Origin of the sequence: Segetibacter sp. (genome assembly GCF_025963695.1) — a bacterium.
Classification (GTDB): Bacteria; Bacteroidota; Bacteroidia; order Chitinophagales; family Chitinophagaceae; genus Segetibacter.
Genome location: NZ_JAOQAH010000083.1, coordinates 1 through 13,641, shown reverse-complemented (window position 1 = coordinate 13,641; position 13,641 = coordinate 1). Strand labels below are relative to the sequence as shown.

Annotated in this window: 14 protein-coding genes; 10 read left to right on the top strand and 4 right to left on the bottom strand. The window is 39.3% G+C overall.

Annotated elements, in window-relative coordinates; translation table 11 throughout:
• Positions 1-96: 96 nt before the first annotated feature.
• On the bottom strand, positions 97-969 hold the full coding sequence (gene sucD / locus JWR87_RS13675) for a succinate--CoA ligase subunit alpha (protein WP_297821013.1): 873 nt from the start codon (positions 967-969) through the stop codon (positions 97-99).
• A gap of 278 nt (positions 970-1,247) precedes the next feature.
• Between sucD and JWR87_RS13670 the strand changes: the two genes are divergently transcribed.
• The 6 genes from JWR87_RS13670 to metH all read left to right on the top strand — a co-directional run bounded on the left by JWR87_RS13670 (position 1,248) and on the right by metH (position 8,797).
• Positions 1,248-2,660 carry an Ig-like domain-containing protein gene (locus JWR87_RS13670; RefSeq protein ID WP_297821011.1) on the top strand — a complete coding sequence of 471 codons (1,413 nt, stop codon included), beginning with the start codon at positions 1,248-1,250 and terminating at the stop codon, positions 2,658-2,660.
• Positions 2,661-2,866: 206 nt separating this feature from the next.
• Positions 2,867-3,481 carry a recombination mediator RecR gene (recR, locus tag JWR87_RS13665; RefSeq protein WP_297821009.1) on the top strand — a complete coding sequence of 205 codons (615 nt, stop codon included), beginning with the start codon at positions 2,867-2,869 and terminating at the stop codon, positions 3,479-3,481.
• A gap of 19 nt (positions 3,482-3,500) precedes the next feature.
• A complete protein-coding gene (locus JWR87_RS13660) occupies positions 3,501-4,040 on the top strand; it encodes a YceI family protein (protein WP_297821007.1) in 540 nt (179 codons plus the stop codon).
• A 296-nt stretch (positions 4,041-4,336) separates the two neighbouring features.
• Positions 4,337-5,368, top strand: a complete 1,032-nt coding sequence (locus JWR87_RS13655; protein WP_297821005.1) for a homocysteine S-methyltransferase family protein — start codon at positions 4,337-4,339, stop codon at positions 5,366-5,368.
• A 202-nt stretch (positions 5,369-5,570) separates the two neighbouring features.
• A complete protein-coding gene (locus JWR87_RS13650) occupies positions 5,571-5,750 on the top strand; it encodes a hypothetical protein (RefSeq protein ID WP_297821003.1) in 180 nt (59 codons plus the stop codon).
• 317 nt (positions 5,751-6,067) lie between these two features.
• Positions 6,068-8,797 carry a methionine synthase gene (metH, locus tag JWR87_RS13645; protein WP_297821001.1) on the top strand — a complete coding sequence of 910 codons (2,730 nt, stop codon included), beginning with the start codon at positions 6,068-6,070 and terminating at the stop codon, positions 8,795-8,797.
• A 394-nt stretch (positions 8,798-9,191) separates the two neighbouring features.
• On the opposite strand, the gene JWR87_RS13640 is transcribed toward metH, so the two are convergent.
• Together JWR87_RS13640 and mqnB are read right to left on the bottom strand one after the other, a co-directional pair.
• Positions 9,192-10,031 carry a 1,4-dihydroxy-6-naphthoate synthase gene (locus JWR87_RS13640; protein WP_297820999.1) on the bottom strand — a complete coding sequence of 280 codons (840 nt, stop codon included), beginning with the start codon at positions 10,029-10,031 and terminating at the stop codon, positions 9,192-9,194.
• An 11-nt stretch (positions 10,032-10,042) separates the two neighbouring features.
• Positions 10,043-10,723: a futalosine hydrolase gene (gene mqnB / locus JWR87_RS13635; RefSeq protein ID WP_297820997.1), complete on the bottom strand. Its 681-nt coding sequence runs from the start codon at positions 10,721-10,723 to the stop codon at positions 10,043-10,045.
• A 79-nt stretch (positions 10,724-10,802) separates the two neighbouring features.
• Here mqnB and JWR87_RS13630 point away from each other — a divergent pair, with 79 nt between their 5' ends.
• Genes JWR87_RS13630 through fabD form a run of 4 tightly spaced genes read left to right on the top strand, consistent with a single transcriptional unit; the run spans position 10,803 to position 13,207 of the window.
• Positions 10,803-11,213 carry a 6-carboxytetrahydropterin synthase gene (locus JWR87_RS13630; protein ID WP_297820995.1) on the top strand — a complete coding sequence of 137 codons (411 nt, stop codon included), beginning with the start codon at positions 10,803-10,805 and terminating at the stop codon, positions 11,211-11,213.
• A gap of 38 nt (positions 11,214-11,251) precedes the next feature.
• A complete protein-coding gene (locus JWR87_RS13625; protein ID WP_297820993.1) occupies positions 11,252-11,665 on the top strand; it encodes a 6-carboxytetrahydropterin synthase in 414 nt (137 codons plus the stop codon).
• A gap of 32 nt (positions 11,666-11,697) precedes the next feature.
• On the top strand, positions 11,698-12,294 hold the full coding sequence (folE, locus tag JWR87_RS13620; protein ID WP_297820991.1) for a GTP cyclohydrolase I FolE: 597 nt from the start codon (positions 11,698-11,700) through the stop codon (positions 12,292-12,294).
• A gap of 22 nt (positions 12,295-12,316) precedes the next feature.
• The gene (gene fabD / locus JWR87_RS13615) at positions 12,317-13,207 is read left to right on the top strand and encodes an ACP S-malonyltransferase (RefSeq protein ID WP_297820989.1); all 891 of its coding nucleotides are present in this window, start codon (positions 12,317-12,319) and stop codon (positions 13,205-13,207) included.
• Positions 13,208-13,363: 156 nt separating this feature from the next.
• Here the strand turns inward: fabD and JWR87_RS13610 are convergent.
• Positions 13,364-13,641: GNAT family N-acetyltransferase (locus tag JWR87_RS13610; RefSeq protein WP_297820987.1), on the bottom strand; the 278-nt coding region annotated here is incomplete at its 5' end.

The following is a 13,641-nucleotide window of genomic DNA, read 5'->3' as shown; positions in this document are numbered from 1 at the left end:
CTGGTTAAAAAAACTATCCCTATTGCTAAAGAACCGGTTAATCATAAAAAAGCCCGACATCATTAAATGCCGGGCCTTTTAAAAATATTCAATCAATTATTTCTTTAATGCTTCTGCCATTGTTTTACCAATATCAGCGGGACTATCCACCACGCTTACTCCACACTCTGCAAGAATTTTCATTTTTGCAGCAGCGGTATCATCCGCTCCGCCAATAATCGCACCGGCATGTCCCATACGGCGACCCGGAGGTGCAGTTTGGCCTGCAATAAATCCAACTACAGGCTTGGTTCCGTTTTCTTTTATCCATCTTGCGGCTTCCGCTTCCATTCCACCACCAATTTCACCAATCATAATGATACCTTCTGTTTCAGGGTCATTCATTAAGAGTTCTACTGCTTCTTTTGTTGTAGTGCCAATGATTGGATCGCCACCTATACCAATGGCGGTAGAAATTCCCAATCCGGCTTTTACTGCCTGGTCTGCAGCTTCATAAGTCAGCGTACCTGATTTAGATACAATTCCTATTTTGCCGCGCTTGAAAATAAACCCTGGCATAATACCTACTTTGGCTTCGTCTGCTGTTATTACACCTGGGCAGTTTGGACCAATCAGGCGGGTAGTTTTAGTTTGCAAATAATTTTTAACCTTCACCATATCCTGCACCGGTATTCCCTCAGTAATGCAAACAACCAGTGAAATACCTGCTTCAGCAGATTCCATAATAGCATCGGCTGCAAAAGCCGGTGGAACAAAAATAATACTTACATCAGCGCCCGTTTTTTCTACAGCATCTGCTACCGTATTAAATACCGGCTTATCTAAATGCGTTGAACCTCCTTTACCAGGAGTAACTCCACCAACTACGTTAGTGCCATATTCAATCATTTGTGTAGCATGAAAAGTTCCTTCTGTACCGGTAAAACCCTGTACAATTACCTTGGAGTTTTTATTTACTAATACACTCATAGCAAACGTTTGACGTAGTTTTTTAATGAACGGCAAAAATAGTATTTAACTACAATAACGAAATAAAATTAATTGAATAGCAAACGCAGTCAGTTTTAATGCTTTATACTAGCTATTGCCCATTTTAGTAATCTGCAATTCAAAAGTAATCTTTCGTTTTTTCCTGTTTTTACTTTTACTAAGTCACGTTCAAAACCCATTTCCTAAAAATCATATAAATCATTTGATTACAGGATAGTAACAAAGAATTGCAGCTAAGTTTGCAACGAACAAAAATCATGATGATAAAGACTTCCCCAATATATTTTTACCTTATTGCAGTTTTCATAGCAGCCATTACAATGGTTGCTATGACCGGTTGCGCCAATATGATACCCCCGGGCGGTGGACCAAGAGATTCTCTTCCACCCGTATTGGTAACCGCTGCTCCAAGAGATTCAATGACAAACTTTACCGGTAATCGCGTCACGCTGAATTTTGATGAGTTTGTTGAAATTCAGAATGCATATGAAAACGTTCTTGTTTCTCCGAATCCCGTTAGTCCACCAATTATTAATGCACGTTTTAGAACAGTTACCGTTAGAATTAAAGACACCCTTGAACCTAACACTACTTATTCCATAAATTTTGGAAATGCGCTAAGGGACATTAATGAAGGAAACATAGCGCCCAACTTTACCTATCTTTTTTCAACCGGGCCCACTTTGGACACAAATTCAGTATCAGGAAAAGTAGTATTGGCCCAAACAGGTAAAATTGATACTACCCTGGTTGTTGTGCTACATAGAAATTTAGATGATAGCGCAGTAGTAAAAGAAAGACCACGATATGTAGCGAAACTAGATGGAAAGGGCAACTTTCAATTTAAAAATATAGCGGCCGGAACTTTTGCGATGTATGCTATTCCTAACGAGTATTCAAAGCACTATGACGATACAACAAAACCGTTTGCTTTTGCTGACACTGCAATTAACAGCTCTAATAACAGGCCGGTGACTTTGTATGCTTATCAACTGGAAAAAATAGATACAGGTACTGGAAGGCCAAGACCTGCACCTGCCACCGGAAAAGCAAAAGAAGACAAACTATTAAGATACCAGGCCAACTTTGAAGATGGCAGGCAAAGTCTTCTTAATAATCTCGAACTTACTTTCAACAAAAAAATAACTGCTTACGATAGTTCTAAAATCACCCTCCTTGGACCCGACTCTAATGTGGTGGCAAATTATTCAATTATCCCAGACACTGGTAAAACCCGATTTACCCTTCTTTACAAGTGGCCCGAAAATACCGCGTATCGTATCATACTTCGAAAAGAAGCTTTTGCGGACTCTGCTGGTACTACTTTGGCTAAAAACGATACAATCAGGTTTAGCACAAAAAGAACAGGAGATTACGGAACGGTAAAACTGCTTTTTAAGAACCTTGATCTTGCAAAGAACCCGGTGTTGCAAATTGTTAAAACAGATAAAGTGGTCGACTCCATCCCTCTTCGTCAAAGTGAGTGGACGCAGAAGTTGTATGAGCCCGGCGAGTATGACATTCGTATTTTGTATGACAACAACAAGAACGGCAAATGGGATCCAGGTAAGTTTTTCGGGAAGCACGAACAACCGGAAATAGTGATAACCGCAAACACAAAATTGTCAGTCAGGGCAAATTCAGAAAACCAGACAGAAATTACCCTTTAACGACTATCACAGATTAGGGCCATTATTCTTTGTTTTAATAATGTATGAAAATAGTAAAGGCTTCAATAAGAATTTAATATGCCGATAAAGTTGGCCCTTTCATATAATTAACGGAATTCCCAGTCCGGCTAACTTTAACTTTCAGAAAGTATTAAAGTCAAAGTACGGCGCGTTCATCTATCAAAGGCCCTAAGTATTTTTACAAAATGCAACTTCCTTCCTCGTTATTAGAAAATGCGGTAAATGAATTTTCCAGGCTTCCGGGTATTGGAAAAAAAACTGCGCTGCGTCTCGTTTTGCATTTACTAAAACAAGATGTTTCAGAAGTGCTGCAATTTGGTAATACTATTTCACGTATGAGGCAGGATATCAAGTTTTGTCAAAGGTGTTTAAATATCAGTGATGCAGACATTTGCGCTATTTGTGCCAACAGTTCCCGCAACCAACACCTTATTTGTGTGGTCGAAAATATTCGCGACGTAATAGCCATAGAAAGTACACAACAATATAATGGCACTTACCATGTACTAGGGGGTATTATATCGCCTTTAGATGGTGTAGGACCCGACCAGTTAAGTATTGAACCACTTATCAGCCGCATACAAAAGGAAGACACAGAAGAGTTAATGTTTGCACTCAATCCTAATATCCAGGGCGACACTACCATCTACTATATTCAAAAAAAGATTCAACAATTTAGTTGTAGAGTAACTACGATTGCACGAGGCATAGCTTTTGGCGGGGAGTTGGAATATGCGGATGAAATGACACTTGCGAGAAGTATTACTAACCGCTTGCCCGTTGGGCAGTATGTGAAGTAAAATAAATCACTAACAAAAAATGAAAACCTTTTACCTCCTCATACTGGCCGTTACTATTAGTGCAGTAACTTTTTCTCAAAAGGTTTTCAATACACACACCGGCAGAGTTACGTTTTTTTCAAGTGCTCCGTTGGAGGATATAGAAGCTAAAAACAATGCCGTTACAAGCCAGCTTTTTACTGCAACCGGCCAGTATAATTTCGAAATGAACATTAAAGATTTTCATTTCGAGAACGATTTAATGGAAGAGCACTTCAACGAAGACTACCTGCACAGCGATAAAATACCTAAAGCTTATTTTAAAGGAACTATTACTAATTTCAGAGATATCAATTTTGCAAAAGACGGCGTGTACAACGCTGTTGTAAAAGGAAGCCTGACTATTCATGGAATAACAAGGGAAATTGTACAAAACGGAACCATCGAAATAAAAGGAGGTAAGGCCATAGCCCGAAGCAAGTTTAAAGTTCTTAGAAAAGATTATAACATTGGAGGCTCTCTCGCCAGTAAAATGATTTCTGACACCGTTGAGATTACGATTGATTGTACATACGATTAGCCTATTGAATCCTTAATCTTCCCCGCGGTTCAGCGTTTAAAAATTTTACCATATTTTTGTCCTCCTTAGCAGGCGGATTTGTTTATTGTTCAACCTGCTGATTTAGTGTTTCAATTGAACTAATAAACGATCTCACTCTTGATTCATTTCCAGAATGTCCTCGTTTACAGTCTAAAAATTTTTTTTGAAGTCGGCTTCACAACTTCTTTTTACCATCGTTGCGTCGCACTATTCAAATATAACAATACTATTCATCGTTCATGTTTTGCTAGATGCATCATGAAAAAAATGAGACTATGGATATAAAACAAGAACTGGAAAAACGGATACTTATAATCGATGGAGCAATGGGCACAATGATTCAGCGCTACCAACTTGAGGAAGAAGATTACCGGGGCGAACGCTTCAAAAACTGGCATACCGACGTAAAGGGAAACAACGATTTATTAAGTATTACACAACCAAAAATAATCGAAGAAATACACCTGCAATACCTTATTGCCGGTGCTGACATTATTGAAACAAATACGTTTAGCAGTACTACTATTGCCCAGGCTGATTACGACATGCAGTCTTTAGCATACGAGTTGAATACCGCCTCAGCAAAGTGTGCAAGAAATGCAATTGAAAAATTTCTTGCTTCACCTGAGGCAAAAGACAGAAAGAATGCGTGGGTAGCAGGCGCTATTGGCCCGTTAAACAAAACCTTAAGCCTGTCACCAGATGTAAATAATCCAGGTTACCGCGCAGTTACTTTTGATGAAGTGGCAACAGCTTATACCGAACAAATAAAAAGTTTAGTTGATGGTGGAGTAGACATACTGTTGATTGAAACAATCTTCGACACGTTAAATGCGAAAGCGGCTATTTACGCTGCAAAAAAATTCTTCCGCGACAACAAGCTGCCCGAACTACCAATCATGATCAGCGGCACTATAACTGATGCCTCGGGCAGAACTTTGAGTGGGCAGACATTGGAAGCTTTTTATACATCTATCCGTCATGCAAGCCCGTTAAGTGTTGGCCTTAATTGCGCCCTCGGTGCAACTCAAATGCGTCCACATGTAGAAGAGTTAAGCCAGATAGCCGAATGTTATACATCAGTATATCCTAATGCAGGTTTACCAAATGCCTTTGGCCAATATGACGAGCAGCCACATGAGACTGCACACATTATTGCAGAGTGGGCGCAAGAAGGTTTTGTAAACATTGTAGGTGGCTGCTGCGGCACAACACCTGATCATATTAAACATATTGCAGATTATGTAAGAGATTTTAAGCCAAGGCAATTGCCGGTGGTGGAATCGACCTTATTCCAGGGAGAATGATGCGAACGCTTTTAAGTTGTTGCTTAGGAACCAGAATTACAAGTGTGCGACGCAACAATGTTCAATAGTGTTAATTAGTCCCCTTCATAAAAACTTTAAAAAAGCGTTTGACATTACGAATTGTGAGATCAAACAATGATACGATACGATGGGATGATGCTGAAGTCGAAAATTGTGGCTTCAAACAAAATGAAGATTACTTATGGCAAAGTCGCTATCTGTGCAAGAAATTTCTGAAGCAGTAATCATCGAAAAGGTTTTTGTTCTTCGGGGAGTGAAAGTAATGCTGGATAGGGATTTAGCAGAAATGGGTGGAATTAAAGTACTAAATCAAGCAGTTAAAAAGAAACATCACAAGATTTTCAGGAGATTTTATCTTTAAATTAAAAGATGAAAAATGGAGGGCTGTAAAACACCTTTCGCGTTTACAGCCCAGGTATGGCTATGCTCTCACCGATTTTACGTTTAAGAAGAGCTATCCAGGTAAATATTTAAATCATTCGCGTTTATACAAGAATGAAGCAAATTTTATTTGATAATAAGGAACTATAGATAAAGCTGGAGAAGATTAGACCAGGCACTATTTACAAAAGACAAGGAAGTACAAATAATCTTCACTACGCTTAAAAAAATCATTAGTTCATAAAGAAAAGCCCGAAATGAAATAGGTTTCCCTGCAAATAGAAAAGTAAAAAACAAATGACTTCAACAACTATAAAACCTTACTTACGTCTCTCAGGATTAGAACCACTCGTTATTAGACCAGAGACGAATTTTGTAAACGTCGGCGAACGTACAAACGTTACAGGGTCCAAAAAATTTGCACGCCTGATTCGTGAAAACAAATACGAAGAGGCGCTGTCAGTGGCACGTCAGCAAGTAGAGAACGGTGCGCAAATACTCGACGTAAACATGGATGATGCCTTACTTGAAGGCGTAAGTGCTATGACCACCTTCCTCAATCTTTTGCAGGCAGAGCCCGACATCGCCAGGATTCCTATAATGATTGACAGCTCCAAGTTCGAAATCATAGAGGCGGGTCTAAAGTGCGTACAGGGTAAATGCATCGTAAACTCGATCAGCATGAAAGAAGGCGAAGAAAAGTTTATTGAGCAAGCCTTTACCTGTAAAAACTATGGGGCATCAGTCATTGTAATGGCATTCGACGAAAAAGGACAGGCTGATACCAAGCAACGAAAAATTGAAATTTGCGAAAGAGCTTACAAAATTTTGACCGAGCAGGTAGGCTTCGAACCGCAAGAAATTATTTTTGATCCCAACATATTTGCCATTGCAACAGGTATTGAAGAACATAACAATTACGCTGTTGACTTTATTGAAGCGACCCGCGAAATAAAACGAAAAATGCCACTCGCAAAAATAAGCGGTGGGGTAAGTAATGTTTCCTTTTCATTTAGAGGTAACGACCATGTTAGGGAAGCAATACATGCCGTTTTCCTTTATTATGCTATACAGGCGGGAATGGACATGGGAATTGTAAACGCAGGCCAATTGCAGGTGTACAGCGAAATTGAACCGAGGCTAAAAGATCTGTGTGAAGACGTAATACTAAACCGCAACAACGATAATAACGAGGCAACGGAAGCGCTCATTATTTTTGCAGAAACGGTAAAAGCAAAAGGTAAAGTAACCGTAAAAGATGAAGCATGGCGCCAATATCCTGTTGAGAAAAGGCTTGCTCATTCACTGGTAAATGGAATAACCGATTATGTGGAAGCAGATACTGAAGAAGCCCGACAAAAATACCCGAAGCCACTGGATGTTATTGAAGGTCCGTTGATGGATGGGATGAACATTGTAGGCGATCTTTTCGGAGCGGGAAAAATGTTTTTGCCCCAGGTGGTAAAGAGTGCCAGGGTAATGAAGAAAAGTGTTGCTTACTTGTTTCCATTTATTGAAGCTGAGAAAGAAGAAAGAAGGCTAGCTCACATTGCTGCAGGCACCGTAAACGAAGAAGGTGCAGGAGCTGCCAAAATATTATTGGCTACTGTAAAAGGCGACGTACACGATATAGGTAAAAATATTGTGGGCGTAGTATTAGGGTGTAATGGCTACGATATTATTGACCTTGGTGTAATGGTTCCTACAGATAAAATTTTAGAAACCGCAAGAAGAGAAAAAGTAGACATTATTGGTTTAAGCGGGTTGATCACTCCTTCGCTTGACGAGATGGTTCATATAGCTCGCGAGATGAAGCGCCAGAATATGGTTCTCCCCTTAATGATTGGTGGCGCTACTACCAGCCGTATGCATACTGCTGTAAAAATTGCCCAGGAATATGATGAAGGAGTTGTGCATGTGTTAGATGCTTCCCGAAGCGTGACCGTTGCGGGGTCTTTACTGAGCAAAGAACAAAAACCGGTTTTTTTAAAAGGAATTAAAGAAGAATACAGGAAGCTTAAAGAAGACTTTGCCAGTAAAAAAGTAATGAAAGCCTACCTACCATATGAGCAGGCAGTAAATAACAGGGTAAAGTTGGACTGGAGTAATTTTCAGCCAGTTAAACCCTCGTTCATAGGAACCAAGAGTTTTATCGGGTATGATTTAAAAGAAATTGCAGAATATATAGACTGGCAGCCATTCTTTATTGCCTGGGAACTTCATGGAAAATTTCCGCAAATCTTAAATGATGAAAAGGTCGGTATTGAAGCAACAAAATTGTATAATGATGCCCGGGCGCTGCTTAAGAAAATCATCGAAGAAAAATGGCTGACTGCCAAAGGCGTCATAGGCTTTTGGCCTGCTAACTCTGACAGTAAGGATACGATAACGGTGACTGATGAACTGTCAATAGTGGTAGAACTTGAATCATTAAGACAGCAGGTGAAGAAGGCTGCAGGACAGCCTAATATGTCTTTAAGTGATTTTATTGCTCCAAAAGAAACTGGCTTACAGGATTATATCGGTGCTTTTGCAGTTACAATTGATGGCATTGAGCCGCATATAAAACGCTTTAATGAGCAACACGATGATTACAACAAAATTTCTTTACAGGCGCTTGCCGACCGTTTTGCTGAAGCATTTGCAGAATTACTTCATCATAAAACCAGAACCGAATATTGGGGTTATGTAAAAGAAGAAAACCTGACCAACGAAGACCTTATCAAAGAAAAGTACCAAGGTATCCGTCCGGCCCCCGGTTACCCGGCCTGTCCTGACCACACTGAAAAATATAAGTTGTTTGCTTTGTTGGATGCTACAAATGCAACCGGTATTCAGCTTACAGAAAGCCTGGCAATGTATCCCGCTTCTTCTGTTTGCGGCTGGTATTTTGCAAATCCTGAAAGTAAGTATTTTGGTATTGGAAAAATTGAAAAAGACCAGGTAATAAATTATGCAAACCGCAAAAATATGGATATTGAAGAGGTTGAAAGATGGCTGAGACCGGTATTAGAATATGATGCTTAAAGAATAGGACAAATAGTATATTTTGAACAAAGAAGTGTTAGAATGAGATCGGTTACTTCTGATAAAAATCTTTCAGTTGAAGAATATATTCAACATGAATTAAAATCACAGGCTCCAAGTGAATTGGCAACTTTTTGAGATACAGGTGAAAATCTTTGGAGCCGACAAATCCTATTATCCAGACGTTTTTGTAACCCGGGAGTTCAAACAGAACCGAACAAATACATAAAATCCGAACAATCGGAAACATGCAACAAAAACTGCACACAAGCAAATGAAAGGGTTTAATAGAATTACCTTCAGAGGAAGTGTGCGACGCAACAAAAGTCGCAATAAGTACAGCCGCGTGGCCCAAACTGCATTTACATCCAGAAATTAAAAAGGTTTTCCCTTGTCATCCCTCTGCAAAAATCTCTTCTTTGGCGAAACAACTTTGATGAACTTTTGAATAAACTTCTAAAAATGTATTTACCGCTTGTTTGCCTTCATCACCTAAGGCAATTGAAAAATTGTTGACGTACAGATCAATATGCTTTCGCATAACGTCCTCACTCATCTCCTGCGAATGACTGCTGATATAGGAAGAGATCGCAGGATATTTCTCAAAAGAATATTCAACGCTCTTTTTTATTAGCCTGTTTAATTTTTGTTGAACAGGCTTTTCCATACCTCTTTTTACAACTATTCCACCAAGTGGAATGGGCGCTCCGGTTGTTTGTTCCCAATACGCTCCCAGATCCATCAGTTTTATTAAACCCTTGTCCTGGTAGGTAAACCGGTTTTCATGAATGATAACTCCTGCATCCACTTGTCCGGTTAACACTGCATTTTCAATTTCATTGAAAACAAGAAATTGTTTGCCTTTAGCAGAGGGAAATGCATAAGAAAACAGCACGTGCGCGGTTGTGTTTTCACCCGGAATTGCAACTGTTAGATTCTCTATTTCATTCGCAACATCCTTAACCTCATTTTTTGAAATCAATAAAGGGCCAACTCCTTTACCTAACGCACCGCCGCTGTTTAATACCACATAATCTTTTAGCACCAGTGGCAAAACTCCGTAGCTAATCTTACTTATATCCAACCTTTTTTCGATGGCCCACTTGTTTAGAGTCTGCACGTCTTCAAGCACTGGTTCAAATTCAAATCCTTCGGTATCTATTTTATTATTTACCAGCGCATCGAAAATAAAAGTATCATTTGGACATGGGCTAAAGCCGATCGTAAATTTCATACTTCCTTACTTTATATTGTTGTAATCTGTTCGTTATTTAATTGATCAATATATCCCGACACTACTTCAGCCAAATTATTAAAGGCGTCTTTAAATTTCCATTTCGACTTGTCACGCTCGCCTATGTAATTGCTAATTGCCCGTATTTGTATAAAAGGGGTAGAAGTTTGCAAACCACAATAGTGAAGCGCAGCTCCTTCCATCGATTCAATAATTGGTTGGTATTTTAATTTCAATGCTTCTATTCGAGTCGGCCTCGTTGTTATTTCATTTATGGTAATAGCCGTTACTTCTTGCAATTTCGAAAAATTCAAACCACCAAGAAACCTGTTATGAAGTTTTCGTTCGGTAAAAGGAAACAAATTTTCTGATTGAAGGTTTAGATCAAAAAGGTCTTTAAAAGCTCCGTCTTCTTCCACCCCCACATCTCCCAACACTTCATCTTTAACCGCCACAACATTTCCAGTTCCAATATGGTTATCGAAGGTTCCTGCAATTCCGGCCTGAATTATCAGATTTGGTTTTTGTTCGAAGATCAGTTTCGAAATAGAAAAGCAGGAAGACAACAAACCGACACCACAAATGTGAAAATGAATTTGAATACCGGTTTTTTCTCTAATGCTGATTACGTTAACGGTTCGCTTTATTTGATCTATTTCATTCTCTGTTGCAGAGGTAATTACCACTTTCATCAACACAAAGGTCGCATATGGAAGTAAGTGGACAAGCGTTTACCTTTCAAATATTACCTTTGGTGAAAATTAGTGTGGAATGGTTTATTTGACAAGATTGGAACATTTTAATGCAGCTCATAAATTATACAACCCTTCATGGAGTAAAGAAAAAAATGAAGAGCTTTTCGGCGTTTGTGCCAATGAGAACTGGCACGGGCACAATTTTGATTTGTATGTAACTATTAAAGGTCATATCAACCCTGAAACAGGTTTTTTATTTGATGTGAAGAAACTCAGCAAGTTGATACAGGAACACGTTATTAAAAAGCTGGACCATAAAAACCTGAATTTGGATGTTGACTTTTTGGAAGGCAAAATGTGCAGCACTGAAACGCTGGCTATGGAGATCTGGAAACAATTGCAACGTTATTTGCCAATGCATGTGAAGCTGCATTGCGTGAAGCTTTATGAGACGCCAAGAATTTACGTGGAGTATTTTGGTGATTAGGTGCCTATAACGATTTCATTACATCTTCAACATTTTACATGAGTAATAAAGTAGCAGTATATAGAAAAGAACATTTTAATGCAGCACACCGGCTAAATAATGCTTGCTGGGATGATGATAAAAATGCATCGGTTTTTGGCAAATGCAACAACGCTAATTACCATGGGCATAATTATGAATTGATAGTAAAAGTGGTTGGGGAACCAGCGCCTGATACCGGATTTGTGATAGACCTTGGTACTTTAAGCCAGCTAATTGAGGAGCATGTTTTGAACCGGTTCGATCATAAAAACCTAAATATGGACTGTAAAGAGTTTGAGCAATTGAACCCAACAGCAGAAAACATTTCGATAGTTATTTATAAAATATTAAGAGAAAAGTTAGATGCGTCGCTAGACCTGCAGGTGCGTTTATATGAGACCGAACGAAATTTTGTAGAATATCCGGCATAAAGAAACATCTAAAAAAGCTAGAAAAGTACCTTATGGCATATAATAAATTAGAGGAGTACGATGAAAATGTTACCCAGGGCCTGATGAAAACTTACCGGGACAGTATTGCTTTACTGGGCGAAGACCCTGACCGGGAAGGATTACTGAAAACGCCGGAAAGAATGGCGAAAGCAATGCAATTCATTACCCAGGGTTACCAGCAAGACGCACAGGCAATTTTAAACTCTGCCAAATTTCACGAAGATGTAAGTGAAATGGTAGTTGTAAAGGATATAGAATTATATAGCATGTGCGAGCATCATATGTTGCCTTTTTTTGGCAAAGCACACATCGCCTATATTCCTAATGGTTGGATTACCGGCCTTAGTAAGATGGCGAGGGTAGTTGATGTGTATTCGCGAAGATTACAGGTTCAGGAAAGATTGACAACACAAATACTTGATGCCATCGTTGAGTCACTACAACCACTGGGTGCAGCAGTTGTAATCGAGGCTTCACATCTGTGTATGATGATGCGCGGTGTATCAAAACAAAACTCTGTAACAACTACTTCTGCTTTCTCAGGAGAATTCGAAAAGTATCCTACAAGAAATGAGTTCTTGAAACTGATTTCTTCAAAACTTCATTAATTCTTCTGTTAAAAATTCACTGATGAAACATGCATACATTTTCCCGGGCCAGGGAAGCCAGTTCTCCGGGATGGGCAAAAGTTTATACGAGAATAACAATAGCGCTAAAGTTCTTTTTGAACGGGCAAATGAGATTTTAGGTTTCCGAATATCAGACTTGCTTTTTGCAGGAACTGATGAAGATCTAAAGCAAACAAGTGTAACCCAGCCTGCCGTTTTCTTACACTCCGTTATAGCGTATTCAACAATCCCCGATGCTAAACCCGACATGGTTGCCGGTCATTCACTCGGCGAGTTCTCGGCACTTGTTGCAAACAAAACGCTTGAATTTGAAGATGCACTAAAACTGGTAAGTATTCGTGCAAGCGCAATGCAAAAGGCTTGTGAAATCAATCCCTCCACAATGGCTGCGGTGCTTGCATTAGATGATGCCAAAGTAGAAGCAATTTGCAAGGATATCATGGAAGACACGGGCGAAATAGTGGTACCGGCAAACTTCAATTGTCCTGGGCAACTGGTAATTAGCGGCAGTAAAAAAGGGATTGAGATTGCAATTGAAAAAATGAAAGCAGCAGGTGCAAAACGAGCCTTGGTTTTGCCCGTAGGCGGCGCATTTCATAGCCCCTTAATGAAACCTGCAAAAGAAGAGCTTGCAGCAGCAATAGAAGCAACGAAGTTTTCAGAACCTATTTGTCCTGTTTATCAAAACGTAGTTGCTATAGCAATTACCAATCCTGAAGAAATAAAAACAAACCTTATAAATCAATTGACCGGGGCTGTTCGATGGACACAATTAGTGCAGGCAATGGTAGCAGACGGTGCAACACATTTTACAGAAGTCGGCCCCGGTAAAGTATTACAGGGGCTTGTAAATAAAATTTTTAAGGATGCGGTGGTAAGTGGAGTTAGTTAGCAGTTCGAAAATTCATCGAACGTGTCGCCAAACTAAAATTTTAAAAGCAATTTTTGGTACAAGCATAAAATCTATAATCAACTTTAGTTGCGTCGCATTTCGTTTATCAGGCAGTAATTCTATTTAACTTTTTTCGTGTTATGCTTTATGAACCGATTACGTAGAGGCTACATTTACACTGCAATTCACCCACTCCGAATCAAAAGAAGCGTTCAGTTTTTTATAAAACTGAATTGCTGGTTCGTTCCATTCTAAAACCTGCCATACAATTCCGTTTAATCCTTTTTCTTTGGCTTCTTTTATTAACTCATCAAAAAGTAAAGTGCCTATTCCTTTACCTCTCAGTTCTTCTGTAACCAAAAGATCTTCTAAATACATTCTTTGCCCTTTCCACGTACTATACCTGATGTAATAGAGGGCAAAAGCCTGAACAA

Excerpts from the sequence above, each read along its gene's own strand:
- sucD (WP_297821013.1), bottom strand. The coding sequence starts at position 969 with ATGAGTGTATTAGTAAATAAAAACTCCAAGGTAATTGTACAGGGTTTT.
- JWR87_RS13670 (WP_297821011.1), top strand. The coding sequence starts at position 1,248 with ATGATGATAAAGACTTCCCCAATATATTTTTACCTTATTGCAGTTTTC.
- recR (WP_297821009.1), top strand. The coding sequence starts at position 2,867 with ATGCAACTTCCTTCCTCGTTATTAGAAAATGCGGTAAATGAATTTTCC.
- JWR87_RS13660 (WP_297821007.1), top strand. The coding sequence starts at position 3,501 with ATGAAAACCTTTTACCTCCTCATACTGGCCGTTACTATTAGTGCAGTA.
- JWR87_RS13655 (WP_297821005.1), top strand. The coding sequence starts at position 4,337 with ATGGATATAAAACAAGAACTGGAAAAACGGATACTTATAATCGATGGA.
- JWR87_RS13650 (WP_297821003.1), top strand. The coding sequence starts at position 5,571 with ATGGCAAAGTCGCTATCTGTGCAAGAAATTTCTGAAGCAGTAATCATC.
- metH (WP_297821001.1), top strand. The coding sequence starts at position 6,068 with ATGACTTCAACAACTATAAAACCTTACTTACGTCTCTCAGGATTAGAA.
- JWR87_RS13640 (WP_297820999.1), bottom strand. The coding sequence starts at position 10,031 with ATGAAATTTACGATCGGCTTTAGCCCATGTCCAAATGATACTTTTATT.
- mqnB (WP_297820997.1), bottom strand. The coding sequence starts at position 10,723 with ATGAAAGTGGTAATTACCTCTGCAACAGAGAATGAAATAGATCAAATA.
- JWR87_RS13630 (WP_297820995.1), top strand. The coding sequence starts at position 10,803 with ATGGTTTATTTGACAAGATTGGAACATTTTAATGCAGCTCATAAATTA.
- JWR87_RS13625 (WP_297820993.1), top strand. The coding sequence starts at position 11,252 with ATGAGTAATAAAGTAGCAGTATATAGAAAAGAACATTTTAATGCAGCA.
- folE (WP_297820991.1), top strand. The coding sequence starts at position 11,698 with ATGGCATATAATAAATTAGAGGAGTACGATGAAAATGTTACCCAGGGC.
- fabD (WP_297820989.1), top strand. The coding sequence starts at position 12,317 with ATGAAACATGCATACATTTTCCCGGGCCAGGGAAGCCAGTTCTCCGGG.